This is a genomic window from Streptomyces melanosporofaciens, assembly GCF_900105695.1.
Lineage (GTDB): Bacteria > Actinomycetota > Actinomycetes > Streptomycetales > Streptomycetaceae > Streptomyces > Streptomyces antimycoticus.
On the sequence record NZ_FNST01000002.1, the window covers coordinates 2,059,881 to 2,078,881 of the forward strand.

11 protein-coding genes are annotated in these 19,001 nt (G+C 72.2%); 4 read left to right on the plus strand and 7 right to left on the minus strand.

The window, feature by feature from the left end; genetic code table 11:
* Positions 1-185 precede the first annotated feature (185 nt).
* Positions 186-2,108, plus strand: a complete 1,923-nt coding sequence (locus BLV72_RS11280; RefSeq protein ID WP_093461972.1) for a glycoside hydrolase family 3 protein — start codon at positions 186-188, stop codon at positions 2,106-2,108.
* Between the two features lie 74 nt (positions 2,109-2,182).
* On the opposite strand, the gene BLV72_RS11285 is transcribed toward BLV72_RS11280, so the two are convergent.
* Positions 2,183-3,586 (minus strand): S28 family serine protease, encoded by a 1,404-nt coding sequence (locus BLV72_RS11285; protein ID WP_093461973.1) that lies wholly within the window; start codon positions 3,584-3,586, stop codon positions 2,183-2,185.
* A 183-nt stretch (positions 3,587-3,769) separates the two neighbouring features.
* On the opposite strand from BLV72_RS11285, the gene BLV72_RS11290 reads away from it, so the two are divergent.
* Complete coding sequence (locus BLV72_RS11290) at positions 3,770-4,213, plus strand: hypothetical protein (protein WP_078641555.1); 444 nt, start codon at positions 3,770-3,772, stop codon at positions 4,211-4,213.
* Between the two features lie 136 nt (positions 4,214-4,349).
* Here the strand turns inward: BLV72_RS11290 and BLV72_RS11295 are convergent, their stop codons facing one another.
* Positions 4,350-8,405: an ABC transporter transmembrane domain-containing protein gene (locus tag BLV72_RS11295; protein WP_167746340.1), complete on the minus strand. Its 4,056-nt coding sequence runs from the start codon at positions 8,403-8,405 to the stop codon at positions 4,350-4,352.
* 319 nt (positions 8,406-8,724) lie between these two features.
* On the opposite strand from BLV72_RS11295, the gene BLV72_RS11300 reads away from it, so the two are divergent.
* Positions 8,725-9,717 (plus strand): helix-turn-helix domain-containing protein, encoded by a 993-nt coding sequence (locus tag BLV72_RS11300; RefSeq protein WP_093461976.1) that lies wholly within the window; start codon positions 8,725-8,727, stop codon positions 9,715-9,717.
* A 138-nt stretch (positions 9,718-9,855) separates the two neighbouring features.
* On the opposite strand, the gene BLV72_RS11305 is transcribed toward BLV72_RS11300, so the two are convergent.
* The 5 genes from BLV72_RS11305 to BLV72_RS11325 all read right to left on the minus strand — a co-directional run bounded on the left by BLV72_RS11305 (position 9,856) and on the right by BLV72_RS11325 (position 17,094).
* Complete coding sequence (locus tag BLV72_RS11305; RefSeq protein ID WP_244320727.1) at positions 9,856-12,723, minus strand: glycosyl hydrolase family 65 domain-containing protein; 2,868 nt, start codon at positions 12,721-12,723, stop codon at positions 9,856-9,858.
* A 59-nt stretch (positions 12,724-12,782) separates the two neighbouring features.
* Positions 12,783-13,460: a response regulator gene (locus tag BLV72_RS11310; RefSeq protein WP_014060867.1), complete on the minus strand. Its 678-nt coding sequence runs from the start codon at positions 13,458-13,460 to the stop codon at positions 12,783-12,785.
* The gene (locus BLV72_RS11315) at positions 13,457-14,830 is read right to left on the minus strand and encodes a sensor histidine kinase (protein ID WP_093461978.1); all 1,374 of its coding nucleotides are present in this window, start codon (positions 14,828-14,830) and stop codon (positions 13,457-13,459) included. Before BLV72_RS11315 ends, BLV72_RS11310 begins: the two co-directional genes overlap by 4 nt.
* Positions 14,823-16,052 carry an acyltransferase family protein gene (locus BLV72_RS11320; protein WP_093461979.1) on the minus strand — a complete coding sequence of 410 codons (1,230 nt, stop codon included), beginning with the start codon at positions 16,050-16,052 and terminating at the stop codon, positions 14,823-14,825. The genes BLV72_RS11315 and BLV72_RS11320 overlap by 8 nt, the downstream gene beginning before the upstream one ends.
* Positions 16,053-16,170: 118 nt before the next feature.
* Complete coding sequence (locus tag BLV72_RS11325) at positions 16,171-17,094, minus strand: alpha/beta hydrolase (RefSeq protein ID WP_093461981.1); 924 nt, start codon at positions 17,092-17,094, stop codon at positions 16,171-16,173.
* Positions 17,095-17,431: 337 nt separating this feature from the next.
* On the opposite strand from BLV72_RS11325, the gene BLV72_RS11330 reads away from it, so the two are divergent.
* On the plus strand, positions 17,432-18,958 hold the full coding sequence (locus tag BLV72_RS11330; RefSeq protein ID WP_093461982.1) for a M1 family metallopeptidase: 1,527 nt from the start codon (positions 17,432-17,434) through the stop codon (positions 18,956-18,958).
* Positions 18,959-19,001 lie beyond the last annotated feature (43 nt).

A 19,001-nucleotide genomic window follows, 5' to 3' on the forward strand; every position in this document is an offset into this window, starting at 1 on the left:
CCCGATCGCTACATTAGCGCCGGTTTCGCACGAGCGCCAGATCCCCGTCTTTAACGAGTCTTTTCCTTGACGTTTCCGGGCCGTCGGAAAGTCCAACTCTCCTTGACCCGGCCGCGCTTTGTGTCCCAGCGTGTCCTGGACCACCTTCGGCCACCCCCTCCGAACGTCCCATGGAAGGAGTGCGGGTGCACACGACGACGTCTCGCCGCGCCCTGCTCACCGCCACCCTGGCCGCCGCCGCGGCCGGTGCCTGCAGTGCGCCGACGAACAGCTCCCCCGCGCCCGCGGCCCCCGCGCGCCGCACCACCGCCGGTTCCGGCAGCCCTTCCGCGACGCCCTCACGAGCCACCACGGAGCCCGGCCGGGACCAGGAGCGCGACCGCCGGCGGATCGACGAGCTCATCGGCCGGATGACGCTGGACCAGAAGATCGGCCAGCTCTTCGTGATGCGGGTGTACGGCCATTCGGCCACCCACCCCGATCCGGCCGATGTCGCGGCCAACCGCAAGGAGATCGGGGTCGACAACGCCGCCGAGCTGATCGCGAAGTATCACGTGGGCGGGGTGATGTACATCGGATGGGCGCACAACATCCGCGACCCCCACCAGGTCGCCGCGCTCTCGGGCGGCATCCAGAGGGCCGCGCTGGCCGCCTCCGTGCCCGTCCCCGTCCTGCTCTCCGTCGACCAGGAGTACGGCACCGTCGCCCGGGTCGGCGCGCCCGCCACGCTGTTCCCGGGCGCCATGGCGCTCGGCGCGGGCGGCAGCGCGGCCGACGCCCGTACGGCCGCCCGCACCGCGGGGGCGGAGCTGGCCGCGCTCGGCATCCGGCAGGACTACGCCCCGATCGCGGACGTCAACGTCAACCCCGCCAATCCGGTGATCGGCGTGCGCTCGTTCGGGGCCGATCCGAAGGCCGTGGCGCGGCTGGTGGCGGCTCAGGTGGAGGGCTATCAGAGCGCCGGGGTCGCGGCCACCGCCAAACACTTCCCCGGCCATGGCGACACCTCCGTGGACAGCCATGTCGGCCTGCCGCGGATCACCCACTCCCGCAAGGAGTGGGAGCGGCTGGACGCGCCGCCGTTCCGGGCCGCGATCGAGGCCGGGATCGACTCGATCATGACGGCGCATCTGCTGTTCCCCGCACTCGATCCGGCCGACGACCCCGCCACGCTCTCCCGACCCATCCTCACCGGTGTGCTCCGCGAGGAGCTGGGCTACGACGGGGTGGTGGTCACCGACTCGCTCGGCATGGCGGGGGTGCGGAAGAAGTACGGCGACGACCGGGTGCCGGTGCTCGCGCTCAAGGCGGGGGTGGACCAGCTGCTCAACCCGCCGAGCCTGTCCCGCGCCTTCGAGGGCGTGCGCAAGGCCGTCCGGGCGGGCGAGCTCGACGAGGACCGGATCGACCGCTCGCTGCGGCGCATCCTGGAACTCAAGGCGCGCCGGGGGCTGTTCGACGATCCGTACACCAGCGACCGCGCGGTCAACCGCACGGTGGGCACCCGGGAGCACCGGGCCACCGCCGACCGGATCGCCGAGCGCACCACCACCCTGATCACCAACCGGGGCGGGCTGCTGCCGCTGTCACCGAGCCGCCATCACGACCTGCTGGTGGTGGGGGTGGACGCCGCCGCGCCCTCGGGCACCGGCGGCCCGCCGACGGCCGTCCTGGCCCGCGCCCTGTCCGGCCTCGGCTTCGCGGCCAAGGCGCTGCCCACCGGCACGGGCGACTCGCCCGGCCCCTCGCCCGAGCGGATCGAGGCGGCGGTCGCGGCGGCGCGGGGGCGGGACGCGGTGATCGTGGCGACGTACGACATCGCCTCCGGATCCGCCCAGCGCACCCTGGTCGCACGGCTGGTGGCCACCGGGGTGCCGGTGGTGCATCTGGCGCTGCGCGATCCGTACGACATCGCGCGGCTGGGCGGACGCGGCACGGAGCCCGCCGCGTCGCTGGCCACGTACTGCTGGACGGACGTGGAGCTGCGCGCCGCCGCCCGGGTGATCGCGGGGCGGGTCACCCCGCGCGGCAGGCTGCCGGTCGCGGTGCGGCGCGCCGACGACCCGTCCCGGGTGCTGTACCCGATCGGGCACGGGCTGGGGTATTGAGCGCCGGTCAGAGTTTGCCCGCGACGAGGGTGTCCGCCGGGGCGGACACCCTCGTCGCCCACGAATGGGCCCGCTTACGGCCGCAAGGCCGGTTCGCGCTCGACCTCGCGACGGTCCAGCTTGGCGTCATGCCGGGCCAGCGGCTTGCTGGTCGGGCTGACGCCCGCCCACCGCTGCACCTCCGCCGTGGCCTCGGCCTTCTCCTCGCCCGTGAGCTGGGCGATGCTGGAGCCGTGGTTGCCGCCGGCGACCGTGTAGACGTGGGAGTCCTTGGCACCCTTGCCGACCCGGAAGCGCTCGGCGCCCCACGGGTCGTTCTGGCCGTAGACGAAGAGCATCCGCCGGGCGTCGTGCCGCACCCAGTTGTCGACGTCCCGCATCACGCCCGGCGTGAAGCGCATCGGGATGTCGCGCGGCACATAATTGCGCGGGGCGTAGATACCGGGGTAGCGCAGCAGCCCGTCCAGGTGCGGGGTCTCGAAGGTGGGCGAGCCGAGCTCGGTGCCCGCCTGGTAGTAGTACGGCGTGTAGGTCTCCAGGCCCTGGTCGGTGTAGGCGGAGAAGCCCGAGATCTCGTCGATGAAGCCGTACAGCTCGTCGGTCGACGCGGTCGGGGCGGGGACGTCCGCGCAGTCCTTCAGCAGGTGGTACTGCCAGAAGGCCCACACCAGGTCCAGGACCACGTTCTCGTACGCCTTGTCGGCGCTGCCGACGACGGTGAAGGTCTGCTTCTCGTCGTCCGCCCACTTCTGGTAGCGCTGCACGATCTCGTCGCGCCGCACCAGCGCCTCGCGCTGCACCGCGTTGAGCTTGGTGCGGCACTCGGCCGTGCCGACGCCCGCGAAGAAGCGGTCGTAGGAGGAATCCTCGTTGTTGGCCACGTCGTTGGGCGCGACATACGCGACGGTGCCGTCCATGTCGTGCGGATAGAAGCGGCGGTAGTAGGTGGCCGTCATACCGCCCTTGCTGCCGCCGGTGGCCAGCCACTTCTTGCCGTAGATGGGCTTCAGGGCCCGGTAGAGGCGGTGCTGGTCGCTCGCGGCCTGCCGGATGTCCAGCTTGGACCAGTCGGCGGGCTGAGGCCGGGAGGGAGTGAAGAAACGGTACTCCATGGACACCTGGTTGCCGTCCACGAGCTGCGTCGGCTCACTGCGGCGCGGTGCGGTGGTCACGTTGTAGCCCGAGGTGTAGAAGACCGTGGGCCGGTCGGTGGCCTTGTGCAGCAGGGTGAACCGCTGCTGGAAGGTGCCCTTGGAGGGATGCCGGTGGTCCACCGGCTGGGCGTAGGTGAAGACGAGGAAGCGATAGCCCTCGTAGGGCTGCTCCTCCACGAAACGCATCCCCGGAATCGCCAGGACGCGCTCCTTGATATCCGGCTGGGCGGGGGCGGCCGGCTCCGCGGACGCGCCTCCGGCGCCCGCACCGACCGCCCCCATCAGTATCGCGAGCGCCACCAGCCATCTGAGCATCTTGCGCATGCACCCTCCCCTTGTTGCCGTCATGACTCTTGTGGCCCGAGAATTCGCACAGGCCGCCGAGAACCTATCCGGGCACACACTCGGGTCGCCAGAGGTCGTCGGTGCTCCAACACGACGCCGGATACGGAGAGTTGTTACCGTCGCCCTCTTTCGTAGCGGGCTGTGATGGCTCATGCTGCCTGTATGGACCGAGACGAACGGCACGACCGGAGTGAACGGGCCGAGCGGCTGACGCGGTATCTGAACGAATTGCAGGAACGAATCGATCCCCGCTCGCTCGAGCTGCTGATGCGGCTGCTGCGCGAGTTGAGCACCTCACCGGCCGTCCGCGGGGGGACGTACGAGCTCGGTATGGGGCCGGAGGAGAAAGAGCTGTTCACCCCCGCTCTTCAGGCCGAGCTGCTGGTGCTGTTCGGCCTGCTCACGTCCCAGGACGAGCGGGTGGTGGTCGACCTCGGCGACAGCCCGCACGCCAAGGGCATGAAGGTGCTGGTGCCTCAGGAGCGGGCCGGGGACCCCGATTTCCTGCACCGCCACAAGCAGCGGGTGGCGGCCGAGGCGGAGCAGCGGGAGCAGGACCGGCGGGAGGTGGAGGCCATAGCGAGGGCCAGCGGCATGGAACCGTGATGTTACCGTACGTAACAGCGGGCGAACGCTGAGCGTCACCGCCGTACGGCGGATGACCCGTGCACACCGCCCCGCGACGCGGGCCCATCCGCCGCGCTGCCACGCGACGAAGGGCCCACGGCGGGCACCGGGTTGCTCAGACGACGGCAGGGGCCGTCTCGCCCATGAACGTGCGCCACAGCGCGGCGTACCGGCCGTCCCGCGCCACCAGCTCCTCATGAGTGCCGTCCTCGACGACCCGGCCATGGTCCAGGACCACCACCCGGTCCGCACGAGCGGCGGTGGTCAGCCGGTGCGCGACGACCAGCGTGGTGCGCCGTCCCGTCAGACGATCCGTGGCCTGGTTGACCAGCGCCTCGGTGGCCAGATCGAGCGCGGCCGTGGCCTCGTCGAGCAGCAGGATGTCCGGGTTCACCAGCTCGGCGCGCGCCAGTGCGATCAACTGCCGCTGCCCGGCGGAGAGATTGCGCCCGCGCTCGGAGACCTCGTGCAGATAGCCACCGTCGAGCGACGCCACCATGGCATGGGCGCCGACCGCCCGAGCGGCGGCCTCCACCTCCGCGTCGCTCGCCCCGGGCCGTCCGTAGGCGATGGCGTCGCGCACCGTCCCGGCGAAGAGATACGGCTCCTGCGGGACCACCCCGAGGTGGCCGCGGTAGCCGGTGAGGTCGAGCTCGCGCAGATCCACGCCGTCCACCCGCACGGCGCCCCCGGTCGGGTCGTAGAACCGGGCCACCAGCTTGACCAGCGTGGACTTACCGGCCCCGGTCTCCCCGACGAATGCCACGGTCTGCCCCGCGGGGATCGTGAGCGAGATACCCGCCAGCGCCTCCTCGTCGTCCCCGTACCGGAACCGCACATCGTCGAAGGCGATCTCGCCGCGCGTCGTGGGCACCTCGCGCGGGTCGTCGGCGACCGGTGTGGTGGTGGGCTCGCGCAGCAGCTCCTGGATGCGGCCCAGTGACACCGACGCCTGCTGATAGCCGTCGAAGACCTGGGAGAGCTGCTGGACGGGGGCGAAGAACAGGTCGATGTAGAGGAGATAGGCCACCAGCGCGCCCGCCGTCAGCGTGTGGTCCCCGACCCGCCCGGCGCCCACGATGAGCACCAGCGCGGAGGCCACGGACGACAGCAGCTGGACGAACGGGAAGTACACCGAGATCAGCCGCTGACCGCGCAGCCGCGCCTGGCGGTAGGCGTCGCTGCGTGCCGCGAACCGCTCCCGGCCGGACCGCTCGCGCCGGAACGCCTGCACGATCCGCAGCCCCGCCACGCTCTCCTGCAGATCCGCGTTGACCACGCTCACGCGCTCGCGGGCCAGTTCGTACGCCTTGACGCTGAGGCGCCGGAAGACGACGGTGCCGATGATGAGCGGCGGGAGGGTCAGGAAGACCACCAGCGCGAGGCCCACGTCGATGATCAGCAGCGCGACCAGGATGCCGAAGAAGGTCAGCAGGCTGACGACGGCGGTGACCAGGCCGGTCTGGAGGAACGTGGACAGCGCGTCGACGTCGGTGGTCATCCGCGTCATGATCTTGCCGCTCAGCTCGCGCTCGTAGTAGTCGAGGCCGAGCCGCTGCAGCTGCGCGAAGATCTTGACGCGCAGTGCGTAGAGCACCCGTTCACCGGTCCGCCCGGTCATCCGCGTCTCGCCGATCTGGGCGGCCCACTGCACGAGGACGACCAGGAGCGCGAGCCCGGAGGCGGCCCACACCGCCCCGAGCGCGAGCCGCTGGACACCCTGGTCGATGCCGTGCCGGATGAGCACGGGCAGCAGCAGACCGGCGACCGCGTCCACGGCGACGAGCAACAACGCGACCGCCAGCGGCGCCCCGAAGCCGCGCAGCAGCCGCCGCAGCCCGTACGTCTCCTCGGGGCGGGCGGCCTGCTCCTCGTCGATGTCGGGGGTGTCGGTGGCGGGCGGCAGGGCGGCGACCTTGGCGAGCAGCTCGGGGGTGGCGGGCATCCCGGACAGCGCCCCCGCGAACCCGGGCCCGGCCACGGCCGCGGCTCCCGCTCCCGCCGCCGTGTCGTCCTTACGGCCGTCACCATCGGGCCGCACCCATAGCTCCGGGGTCACCCCGCCGGGCCGGGGGCAGCCGTCGGCATGCTCGGGGTCGTCCCCGCCGCGCGGCCGGCCCCGCCCGTTACCACCGTCCGACCGCACCCACGGCTCGGTCGCCGCCCCGTCGCAAGCCGTCTCACCGACGGCATGCCCGGGATCGTCGCCACCACGCGCCTGTAGGCCCACCGTCAGGCACGGGCACTCCTCACGGCCATGCGCCGCGCCGTCGCCGTCCGCGGACGGCCCGCCGTCGATACCCGGCTCGGCCAACCCCGTCGCGGCGGACTCCCCGCCGAACGCCCCGGCGAGGCCCACCGCGTGCGCGGAGGCGTCGCCGCCGCGCGGCTCGGCATGGGCCGCGGCCGGGCCGTCGCCGCCCGGGGCGGCGACGGTCTCGGACCCGTCCGCCAGCAGCCGCCGGTACACCGCGCTCCGCGCCCTCAGCTCCTCATCCGTGCCCACGTCCACGACCCGGCCCCGGTCCAGGACCGCGATGCGGTCGGCGAGGGCGAGCGTGGAGGGGCGGTGGGCGATCAGCAGGGTCGTACGGCCCGCCATGACGCCCCGCAGCGCCTCGTGGATCTCGTGCTCGACCCGCGCGTCCACCGCCGAGGTGGCGTCGTCGAGGACGAGCAGCCGGGGGTCGGTGAGGATCGCGCGGGCCAGGGCCAGCCGCTGGCGCTGGCCGCCGGAGAGGGTCAGCCCCTGCTCGCCGACCTCGGTGTCATAGCCGTGCGGCAGCGCGGAGATGAAGCCGTCGGCCTGCGCGGCACGGGCGGCGGCCCGGATCCGCTCCTCGCTCGCGTCCGGCCGCCCGTAGGCGAGGTTGGCGCGCACGGTGTCGGAGAAGAGGAAGCTGTCCTCCGGCACCAGCCCGACCGCCCCGCGCAGCGAGTCGTACGTCAGCTCCCGCACATCGTGGCCGCCGATCCGCACCGCGCCCGACGACACGTCGTAGAAGCGCGGCAGCAGCATGGACAGCGTCGACTTGCCGCTTCCGGAGGCGCCCACGACGGCCAGGGTCTCGCCCGGCTCGATCCGCAGGGACACCTCGGAGAGCACCGGGCGCTCGGGGTCGTAGCCGAAGCTCACCCGGTCGAACTCGACCGTCGCCGGGGCGTCCTCGGGAAGCTCCCGGGCGCCGGGGCGCTCGTCGATGACCGGCTCGGTGTCGATGAGCTCGAAGACCCGCTCGACCCCGGCCCGCGCCTGCTGGCCGATGGTCAACAGCATCGTGAGCATCCGCACCGGGCCCACGAGCTGGGCGAGATACGTCGAGAAGGCCACGAAGGTGCCGAGGGTGATCTGGCCGCGGGTGGCCATCCAGCCGCCGAGCGCCAGCATGGCGACCTGACCGAGGGCGGGGACGGCCTGGAGGGCGGGGGTGTAGCGGGAGTTCAGCCGTACGGTCCGCAGCCGGGCGGCGAACAACCGGCGGCCGACCGCCCGCAGCTTGTCGGTCTCCTGCGCCTCCTGCCCGAACCCCTTGACCACCCGGACACCGGTCACGGCCCCGTCGACGACACCCGCGACGGCGGCCGCCTGCCCCTGGGCGTACCAGGTGGCGGGGAAGAGCCGGATGCGGCTGCGCGAGGCGAGGATCCACAGGGCGGGGGCGACGGCGAGGGCGACGACGGTGAGCAGCGGCGAGAGCGTCGCCATCACGACGAGCGAGACCAGGAAGAGGAGGATGTTGCCGATCATCATCGGCACCATGAAGAGCAGGCCCTGGATGAGCTGGAGGTCGCTGGTGGCCCGGCCGATGATCTGGCCGGTGGAGAGGGTGTCCTGCCGTCTGCCGTCGAAGCGGGCGATGGACGCGTACATCTCGGTGCGCAGGGCGTGCTGGACGTCCAGGGCGAGCCGTCCGCCGTAGAAGCGGCGGATATAGGTGAGGACGTACACCACGAGGGCGGCGACGATCAGCAGGGTGGCCCAGGGGGCGAGCGACCGGTCGTGCTGGACGATCACATCGTCGATGATCAGCTTCGGCACCAGCGGGACGAGCGCCATGACGGCCATTCCGGCGAGCGAGGCACCCAGGGCGAGCAGCACATCCTTGCGGTACAGCCAGCAGTAGCCGAACAGCCGCCTTACCCAGCCCTGCCCGACATCCGGCCCGCCCACATCTGACCCACTCTTACCCTTTTTGCCCGTTTCATCCGTTGCGTCCGCCGCTACGTCCGCCACCCGTTGACCTCCCGATCCGCACACGCTTCCGGAAGGCACCAACACACTGATGTGCGGATTTCATCCTTCGGCAACAATCGGACCGGGTCACACCCGGCCGGGCCGCCCCCTCGGCCCGCTCCGCCCCCAACCGGATACGCGTTCACGGAATCGCCCAAAAGCGGACTGTTCAATACCGGACCGTTCATCAAACACTTGGCAGGGCTGTCTAAGGTCGCGTCCACCGAAAAGCTCACCACCGTACGGCGAAAGGGTGATGATCGTGACGGGACTCCAGATCGACGACATCCCGCCCGCGGAGCGATTCGCGGCCTGGCGCGCCCTGTGCGAGCTGACGGCGATCCCGATGGAGCTCCGCAGCGACCATGAGCACGACTTCCGCGCGAGCGTACGGGGCGGGGTGAGCCTCGGCGAGGTGACGCTGACCTCCACCTCCGTACCGTCACTGCGCAACGAGCGGACGGCGGCCCATATCCGGCGCTCCGACCCGGAGCTCTACCATCTGCGGCTCACCCTGAGCGGCGAGAGCGATGTGCGCCACGGGGACGTCGAAGCCACGGTCGGCGCCCGGCAGCTCATGCTCACCTCGACCTCCACGCCGTATCTGGCGGTGTGCGAGCGTGGCCGGGTCGACGGGATGTCGATCACCCTCAGCCCTTCGCTGCTGCCGTTCCCGGCGGCCGAGCTCAACCGGCTGCTCGGGCAGCGGCTGTCCGGGCGGTCCGGCATCGGGGCCATGCTCGCCGACTTCCTCATCCGGCTGGCCGCCGAATCCGACCGCTACGGCCCGGCCGACGCACCGCGCCTCGGCACCGTCGCCGTCGATCTGCTCAACGCGCTGCTCGCGCATGAGCTGGACGCCGGTGCCGAGGCGCGCGCCGAGAACCGGCTCACCCCCGAGAGCCGTCGGCGCACCCTGCGGTTACGCATCGAGGAATTCGTCCGGCAGAACCTGCACAGCCCGGGGCTCACCCCGGCGTCGATCGCCGCGGCCCATCACATCTCGCTCCGGTACCTCTACCGCCTCTTCGAGGAGCAGGGGCACACGGTCTCCGCGTGGATCCGCGCCCAGCGCCTGGAACGCTGCCGCCGCGACCTCGCCGATCCCGCTCTGGGCGACACCCCCATCCATGCCATCGCCGCCCGCTGGGGTTTCAGCCACGCCGCGGACTTCAGCCGTGCCTTCCGCGGAGCCTATGGCGTCCCCCCTCGGGACTTCCGCCATACGGCGCTCTGGACGAACAGGTGAGCGGGGCTCCCCCCGTGGTAACCCTGCTCACCCGTCACTGATCAGCATGGGCCGAGCGGGGCCGGGATGTCATTGGCGTCCTGTGCACAGTGCCTTGATCCTCCATGCACGGACCGCACTGTCCCGCCCGCCAGGGCGTCACTTGGCCCGGGTCACCCGCAACTCCTCGATGCCCGCGCGCTTCTTGTCGTCCGCCGACCGCACGGTGACGCGCACGAAGCGGGCCGGGCCGGCCGTCCCCTCGTGCCAGTGGCGGCCGTCGAGCGAGGTCCGCACCTCATGGGAGACGGGCCCGGTGCGGGTCCACTCCGGGCTGACCTTCGCCAGTCGCACGGCGCGGCCGAGATCGGCCGTGAGCGTGCCCCGGTCCGCGTCGGGGACCCAGGCGGTGGCCGCGTTGCCGTCCACGGCGGCGCCCGCGTACATCCCGGGCTCCTCCGTGCTCGCCGTCGCCTTCCCGCAGCGCGCGACGTTGTCGGTCGGCTTGAGGTCGGGGCGGCGGGTCTTGAGCACCGCGGGCGTGCCCCGGCTCACGAGCTGCGCTCCGCCCCGCGGGGTCTCGATCCGCATCGGCGCGCCTTCGGTCAGCCTTACGGTCGTCTGGTGCGGGCCGATGGCCACGTCGTAGGTGCGGCCCCGCCAGCGCAGCCCCCGCAGGGTGACGCCGTCGTGGAGCTGCGGCGGCAGCATCGGGTCGAGCCGCACACCGTCCTCGCCCATCCGCATCCCGGTCAGCCCGTGGGTGAAGACCTGCAGAAAGCCGCCCTTACCGGTGAGGAAGTCATGCGCCGGGGAGCCGGACAGGGGGTCCTGCGCGCCCGCCTTCTCGCCCCGCGCCTCCGAGAACGTGTCGAAGGGGCCGCGCACGAACGGCTTGATGGAGCGCTGGAGGTAGGTGTACGTGGAGCAGCCGGGCTCGCCGATGGCGGCGGCGTCGATGGCGTGCACCGAGTCCGTCATGGCCGGGCCGTCCGGGTCGGTGCGGGCCGCGTAGTAGTCCAGGGTCTTGGCCGCCGACGTACCGGACATCGGCCACTCCAGCGGATACATCAGCAGCACGGTGTCCGCCTGCTTGATGGTCGAGCCCTTATAGCCGTCGTACTGCTGGAAAACCTGCTTCTTCTTGTCGTACGGAATCCGCAGCTTGTCCGCGATCCGGGTCCAGGAGGCGGGCGCCTCACGGCCGAGGACGCGGGCGGCGCGGGCGGCGTCGCGCAGGGCGGTGGCGGCTCCGGCGTTGGTGAAGACACCGTCGTCGACGCCATTGCTGTACTCGTCGGGACCGGCCACGTTCTTGATCGAGTAGCTGCCGTCGGTGTTGCGCGTGGCGCGTCCGGCCCAGAACTCGGCGATCCCCTCGAGCACCGGCCAGCCGCGTCCGCGCAGCCACCGGGTGTCACCCGTCGCCTCGTAGTACTGCCAGGCCGCCACGGCGATATCGCTCTGGAGGTGGTTCTGGGTGCGGCAGTGCGGCGGGTCCCAGCTGTGGCATTCGGTCCACAGCCCGCCCTTGCCCGCACTGGTCCAGGGGTAGAACAGGCCCGGGTAGCCCAGCTTGCGGGCGTTGGCGCGGGCGCCCGCGCGGGTCTTGTAGCGGTACTCCACCACCGACTTGGCGAGTTCGGGATGGGTGGCGAGCAGCCCGGGGTACATCCAGGTCTCGGCGTCCCAGAAGATCAGCCCGCCGTAGTTGTCGCTGCTCAGCCCGGTCGGCGAGATGCTGTTCCGGGAGCCGGCGCGGGTGGCCGACAGCAGTCCGTACTGCGTGGAGCGCACCCAGTCCTGAAGGTCGTTCCGGCCGCGCCCTGCCACCTCGATATCGGAGCGCCACAGCCGCCGCCAGGCGGCGCTGTGCGCGGCGAACAGCCCGTCCCAGCCCTGGTCCGCCGCGCGGCGGGAGGCGGCGCGGGCGTCGGCGCGCGGGGTGCGGGAGGTCAGCGCGGTGTCCACGCCCACGTACTTGGTGAACTCGTAGGAACGGCCCGGGCGGACGGGGAAGCGGAGGGCCTGGCGCGCGGACAGCTTCCGCGCCGCCTCCGACCCCTTCGACCCCTCCGGCCCCTCCGGCCCTTCCGCCCTCGCCTTGCCCGCCCGGACTCCCGGGCCCGGCCGCAGCGTGGAGGCCACGGCTCCGTCGGTCTTCGTGCCGTCCGTACGGAAGCCGACATCGACCGTGCCGTCCTTATGGGCGCCACCGCCGGTCCCGCTCATCCGCCGCGCGCCGCGTCCGTCGAGGAGGTCGGTGACGGTCGCGTCCCCGCCCCAGTGCGGGGTCATCCGCATCCTTACGGCGCCCACGTGCGCGTTGGCGCGGTCGGCGACGATGTCATAGGTGAGGTCGGTGGCGCGCCCGTCGGACGCGGTCCAGGTGAGCGAGGTCCGCACCAGCCCGCACCGCATGAAGACCGTCTGCCGGTAGTGGGAGATCCGCCCGGCGGGCGTCCGGGAGCCGAAGGTCTCCGAACCGGCGCCCCCGGTGGCCACGTTCAGCGTGGACCAGGTGGGGATGGCGGCGGCGACCTGCCGGTTCTCGGTGGTCTTCGCGTTGTGCGCGTAGAGGCCCGAGACGAAGGCGCCGTCGTAGCGGGGGGTGAACAGCGGCCAGCCGGTCTTGTCGCCCCCTCCGGAGTACCCGGTCCCCTGGGGCGGCACCCGCTGCCCGAGATAGCCGTTGCCCACATACGCGTGGGAGCTGTCCTGGGGATCGATACGGCCGGACGAGAGCGCCCAGCCGTCGGACGGCCCGCGCGTGCAGTCCCCGCCGGCGGGGGCGTCGGCCGCCGGGGCGGGGTCGGATTCGGGAGCGGCGGACGCCGGGGGCACGGCGGCGATCAGCCCGCAGACGAGCAGCGGGGCGAGCAGCCGGGCAGGCCGGGGCAGCCGGAGGGGGAGTACGTCATTGTTCTCCGTCGTGGTGGGCCGGTGACGGTCCCGGTGACGATAAAGAGGTGAACACGACAGGTCAATGGATGGCGTGATGCCTTCAATATGTGAACGCGAGTTCATATGAGAGAACAAGATCAATAGGCGTGGCGGGTGCGTCAGAACGAGGCGCGCCGGGCCCGTCAGAACGCGGACGGGCGCACCAGCCCCGTCTCATAGGCGAAGACCGCCGCCTGCGTCCGGTCGCGCAGCCCCAGCTTGAACAGGATCCGGCTCACATGGGTCTTCACGGTCTGCTCGGCCACCACCAGCCGTGCGGCGATCTCCGCGTTCGACAGCCCCTGGGCGATCAGGGTGAGCACCTCGGTCTCGCGCTCCGTCAGATCGCCCACCCGGTCCCGCAGGGGACCGCGCGGGGCGGCGGCGCTCACCCGGGAGAACTCGCCGATCAGGCGCTTGGTGATGTTCGGCGCCAGCAGCGCGTCCCCGGCCGCCACCACCCGTACCGCATGGGCCAGTTCATCCGCCGAGGCGTCCTTGAGCAGAAACCCGGACGCGCCCGCGCGCAGCGCCTCGTAGACGTACTCGTCGAGGTCGAAGGTGGTGAGGACCAGGATCTTGACGGTGGCCCCGGCGGGTTCGGTGAGCCGGCGGGTGGCCTCGATACCGCCGACTCCCGGCATCCGTATGTCCATCAGGACCACGTCCGGGGCCAGTTCGGCGACCTGGTCGATGGCGTCGGCCCCGTCCACGGCCTGGCCGACGACCTCGATGTCCGGTTCGGCGTTGAGGAGCACCGTGAAGCCCTGGCGGACCATCATCTGGTCGTCGGCGATCAGGACGCGGATGGTCGTCGTCATACGGGGTCCTCGGCGGTTTCGGTCGCGGCGGTGGACGGGTCGGGGTGGTGCGTGGGCAGCACGGCGGTCACCTCGTAACCGCCGTCCGGCGTCGGGCCGGTGGTCAGCTCACCCCCTAGCATCGCAGCGCGCTCCCGCATCCCGAGCAGCCCGTGTCCGGCGCCCGGCGAGGGCGGGGCGGGCCCGTCCGGTGTCGTGTTGACGATCCGGACGGTGAGCCCGCGCCGCTGGTACCCCAGCTCCACCCGCGCCTGGGCGCCCGGCGCGTGCCGCATCACATTGCTCAGTGCCTCCTGCACGATGCGGAACGCCGACAGCTCGACGCCCGGCGGCAGCGGCCGCCGCTCCCCCGTGACATCCGTAAGGATCGTGATTCCGGTCCCGCGCACCGTGCCCACCAGCTCGTCCAGCCGGTCCAGGGTGGGCTGCGGGGCGTGCCGGGCGCCGTCGGCCAGGGCGTCCTCGGAGCGCAGCACGCCCAGCACGCGGCGGAGTTCGGCCAGCGCCTCGACCGCGTTCTGGCGGATGCCCGCGAGGTTCTCCTTCAGGTCGTCGGAGGGGTTCTCGGCCAGATGCGGAGCGACCTGCGCCTGGATGGAGATCACCGACATGTGGTGGGCGACCACGTCGTGCAGCTCGCGGGCGATGCGGTTGCGCTCCTCCAGCAGGGTGCGCCGGGCCCGCTCCTCCGCGGTGAGCTCCTCCTGCTCGACCAGCCGCCGCCGCGCCACCCGGCGGCCGCGCAGCGCGGCGCCCACCACCACAGCGGTGGTGAAGGACACGAACGCCTCGTCCATGCCGTCCGCGTGGGGCCGGGTGGCGAGGGCCGCGATGACCGTCCCCACCAGCAGGGTCAGGACCAGCGCCTCGGCGGCGATCCGGGGGCGGACCCGCAGCGCGAGGAGGAGCAGCACGACGGTGTGCAGCGCGATCTGGCCGTAGTTCCAGGGGTAGAGCACGTACTCGGGGAGACGGCCGTCCCCCTCCAGCGCCGTCACCAACAGCATGGCGGTCGAGAGCCACCACGCCGGTATCGGACGGGTCAGCGCCACCTGGACGGCCAGCGCTTCGAGCACCACGAGACCGATCAAAGGCACCGGGTTTTGGGCCGTCCCCGGGCGGGCGGGCTCCTGGAACTGCGCCATGCTGAGCCAGGCCATGAGCACCGCGAACAACACCACATGGCCATGGGGCAGCCGGCCCAGCCAGCGCATCCGCGGCAGCGGGTCCCGCCGCATCGTCCACAGGTCCGCACGGAGGATGCCCGGCGCCGCGCGCAGTCCCTCGCCCAGCGTGCGCGGCAGGGCACGCGCCCCCTCCGCCAGCCGGTCCGTCATCCGCCCGCCCGTCATGCCCTTGACTTTAGACACTGGGCTTCTCCACATGCCGGGCCAACCGTCCCTCACGGACGACGCGGCTCCCACCGCGAACGCCGCCGCCACCACCGCGGACGACCCCGCCACCACCGCGGACGGCCCCTCCGCCGCCCTTGCGCGGCCGCCCCGCCTCGTACGTGTGGAACGCCGCCCAGCAGATCAGCAACGCCCCCGCGAACACCGGCAGCCAGCACAGCCGCGTCAGCACCCAGCCGAGGTCGTCGGGCACGGTGTGCAGCCCCGGCAGCGGCCCGTACAGCCGCAGTGTGGTCACGCTGACCGCCATCATCGCGGTCTGGTGCCACAGGAACACGGTCATCGCGGAGAGGTTGACCAGCGCCACCGCCGCCCACGCGGCGGGCCGCGCCAGCACCCGGCGCAGCGGGCCGCGCAGCAGCAGGGCCGCGCCGCACTGGGTGAGACCGAAGGTGACGGCCGCCAGGGTGGGCGGGTTGAGGTTGGAGACCGGGGCGCCGGGCACCCCGACCATCGCCGCCGGATAGCCGCCGAGCAGGACGAGCCCGGCGGTGACCGCCGCGCCCCCGATCAGCAGCACCCACCCGGCCGTCCGGCCGCGCAGCAGGCCCCGGCCCCAGGTGGCGCCCAGGCAGTACGGGACCAGCCAGCCCGCCGCCAGATTGATCCAGCCGAGCCAGGCCGGGCCGCCGAAGCCGAACCGGATCAGATCGACATGGAGCACGACGGCGAGCGGCCACAGCGGATGCAGCCGCGCCACCAGCGGGGTCGCGGCCGTGAGCACCGCGTAGACCAGCAGGAACCACAGCGGGGACAGGACGAGTTTGAGCAGCGTGTGCACGGTCAGCAGGCTCACCCCGGAGCCGAGCATCGCTGCCGCCGCCACGGCCCACACGGCGAGCACGGCGGCGACGGGCCGGAACAGCCGGGCCAGCCGGGCGCGCAGCCACCGCCCATAGCCGATGCCCCGGGCGCGGGCGCAGGCGTGGCTCTTGGCGCCCATCTGCCCGCCGACCAGGAAGAACACCGCGAGGGTCTGGAACGCCCAGGAGACGGGGGTGAGTTCGGGCTGGTACAGCAGCGGGCTGGCCGCGCGCAGGGTGCCGCTGTCGGCGACCAGGGCGGTCACCAGCCAGTGGCCGAGCACCACACCGAGGATGGCGAGGGCCCGCAGGGCGTCCACGGCGCGGTCGCGGTCGGGCGGGGTGGCGGCCTCGATCCGCCGGACGAGATCACGCAAACGGAAGGTGTCACGCGTACGAGCCGCGTCACGCGTACGAACCGTGCCACTCGTACGGAAGGTGTCACGCGTACGGAACCTCTCGCGCGTACGAATGGTGTCAGGTGTACGAACGGTGTCACGCATAGCGGCCCTCCACGATCCGGCCCATGCTCACCAGGGCGGCGGATCCGGGCTTGAGATAGTCGCTGTGCCCGACCTCCCCCGCGTCGAATTTCCGTGCGCCGAACCGCCCGGAGACGGGATCGGTCCCGAAGCCGACGGTCGTGCCCAGCAGCCGGATCCGCACATGCGGCACCCCGCCGATCCAGTCGTTCCCGCCCCGCCCGGCCCAGACGGTGGCCCGGGTGTGCAGCTGCCGGGCGTCGTCGAATCCCGTACCGGGGCTGCCGTACAGGACGATGTCCGCGGCCTCCAGCCCCCGCGCGGCCCGGGCGCAGACCACCGAACCGTAGGAGTGGCACAGCAGCGAGATCCGGGCCCGGGGCTTGGCCGCGTTCAACTCCCGTACGAATGCGGCCAGTCGGGGAGCCGCCCCGGCGGCCCGGCCCGTGGTCAGCACCTGGGGTGCCACAGTGCCCGGCGTCTTGTACCCGAGCCAGCCGACGACGGCGGTACGGCTGCCGAGTTGATGGCTCAGCGCGAGGGCCCCGGCCCGGAACCGGTCGTACGTCTCCAGGTTGGTGTCCGACCCGGGCACCAGCACGGCGACGCGCGTGGCCCGGCCCAGGTCCCCGTACACCTCGACGGCGCGGCCACCGTCCCGTCCGTCGAAGGACAGGAAGTGCCGCGACGGCTTCCGCATCTTCCGCAGTGCCCGCTCCCGCGCGTGGTCGCCGTGCCGGGCCGCCATCGCCTCGGCCGCCGCGATCCCCTCCCGGTTGACCGCGTACCGGTGGTCCAGCCCCTGGACGTTCACGGGCCCCAGCGCCACGGGTGCGGGCGCCGGCACCTCGCTCGGCCCTGCGGCCCCCATCAGGGGCACCACCACCGAGGTGGTGACGAGCGCCGCGAGCAGGGCGCGGCGAAGACGGGACGCCATGGCTTTCCTTCCGTACCGACGGCTGGTGTGAGTACGGAAGTTATGGAGTCGGCCGTGTGGTTGGCGTCCCACCGGGGAGTGCATCCGCGGGGTAGTCCCCAGGTACTACGGGTAGGGGGTCGGGCCGCTGCGGTGATCGCCCTCCGCGCCGCGACGGTGCCCGGGTCGACGGCCGATACCTACGTGGTGACGGCTGATGCGCGGCTACGGCCGATACGCGGTTGATGCACAGCCGAGCGGCCCCGGAGGCCCCGCTCCGCCGAAGGGGAGATCTCCTTCGCCCAAGGTGAGACCGGTGCGCCGACGCGGCGCACCGGTCTCACCGTAGGAGGTCACGATGTCCCCTGCCCCCACCCACCGGGCGCGCCGCCGCCGTGCCGTGCTGATGGCCATGGCGGCCTCGACGGCGGCCATGGCGACCGTCGCCGCCGGTCCGCCCGGCTGGGCCGGTGCCCCCGCGGGCGACCCGGCCTCCCCCGGCGCCCGGAGCGCCGGTGACCGGCTGCTGCCGTATCTGGGCAACGACGGGTACGACGTCCGCTCGTACGACGTCGGCTACACCTACCGGCCCGGCACCACGCTGATGGACTCCTCCGTACGGATCCGGGCCACCGCCACCCAGGCGCTGTCCCGGTTCAGCCTCGATGCGGCCGTGGACGAGATCAAGACGGTCACCGTCCAGGGCGAGCCGGCCCGATTCGCCGTGGACAAGGCGGGCGAGAAGCTGGACATCACGCCGCGGCAGCCGCTCGGCAAGGACCGGCGGTTCGACGTGAACATCGCCTACCGCGTCGACCGGAGCGACAACCGGACCCGGCCCGGCGACCCGGCCGGCCCCGCGCCGCGTCTGACCCCATGGGTGAACAAGAAGGACGGCTTCGTGGTGTTCGGCCAGCCGGACCGGGCGCATATGTTCTTCCCCGCCAACGACTACCCGACCGACAAGGCCCGGTTCACCTTCCGCGTCACCGCGCCGAAGGACCTCCAGGCCGTGGGCATCGGGACGCTGCGCTCACGGACGACGGCGGGCGACGAGGCCACCACCGTCTTCTCGACCCGCGACGAGATCTCCACCCAGGTCGTCCAGGTCGGTGTCGGGCACTACAAGGAGATCCGGGGCCGCGGCCCCCACGGGCTGCCGCTGCGCAGCTATGTCGACGCCGACGCGTACGAGGCGGCCAAGCCGCTGGTCGACCGCATCCCGGACCAGCTCTCCTGGTTCGAGAAGGAGCTCGGCCGGCCGTTCCCACTGGAGACCTACGGCGTGCTCGGGGTGCCCGAGGGCTATCTGGGAGTGGCCTTCGAATCGGCGACCCTGTCCACGTTCGCCGTCGAGAACCTCCAGGGACCGGCGGAGCAACTCGAACCGACCATGGTCCACGAGATGGTGCACCAGTACTTCGGGGACGCGCTCGCCGTCTCGAACTGGGACACCAACTGGATCAGCGAGGGCCACGCCGACTACTACCAGCTCCTCTACACCGTGGACCAGGGCTGGCGGGACCTGGACACCGTGCTGAAGGCGCGCTACGAGTTCGACCCCGAGAGCCGCGCCGCGAGCGGCCCCCCGAACCGGCCCAAGGAGGCCATCGACGCGCTGGTCGGCGGCAACAACGCGGGTGTGCTGATGCTCGCCGGGCTGCGCCACCAGGTCGGTGACGCCACCTTCCAGAAGATCGAGCGGACCTTCTTCGACCGGTACCGGGGCAGGAACGCCGACACCCGGGACTACATCGCGGTGGCGAACGAGATCAGCGGCCGCGACTTCACCGCGTACATCAACGGCTGGCTGTACGACGAGAAGACTCCGCCCATGGCGGGCCACCCGGACTGGGTGGCCCCGGAGCCGCCGAAGAGCTCGTGACACGGTCGCCGAAGAGCTCGTGACATAACGGCATGATGGGGGC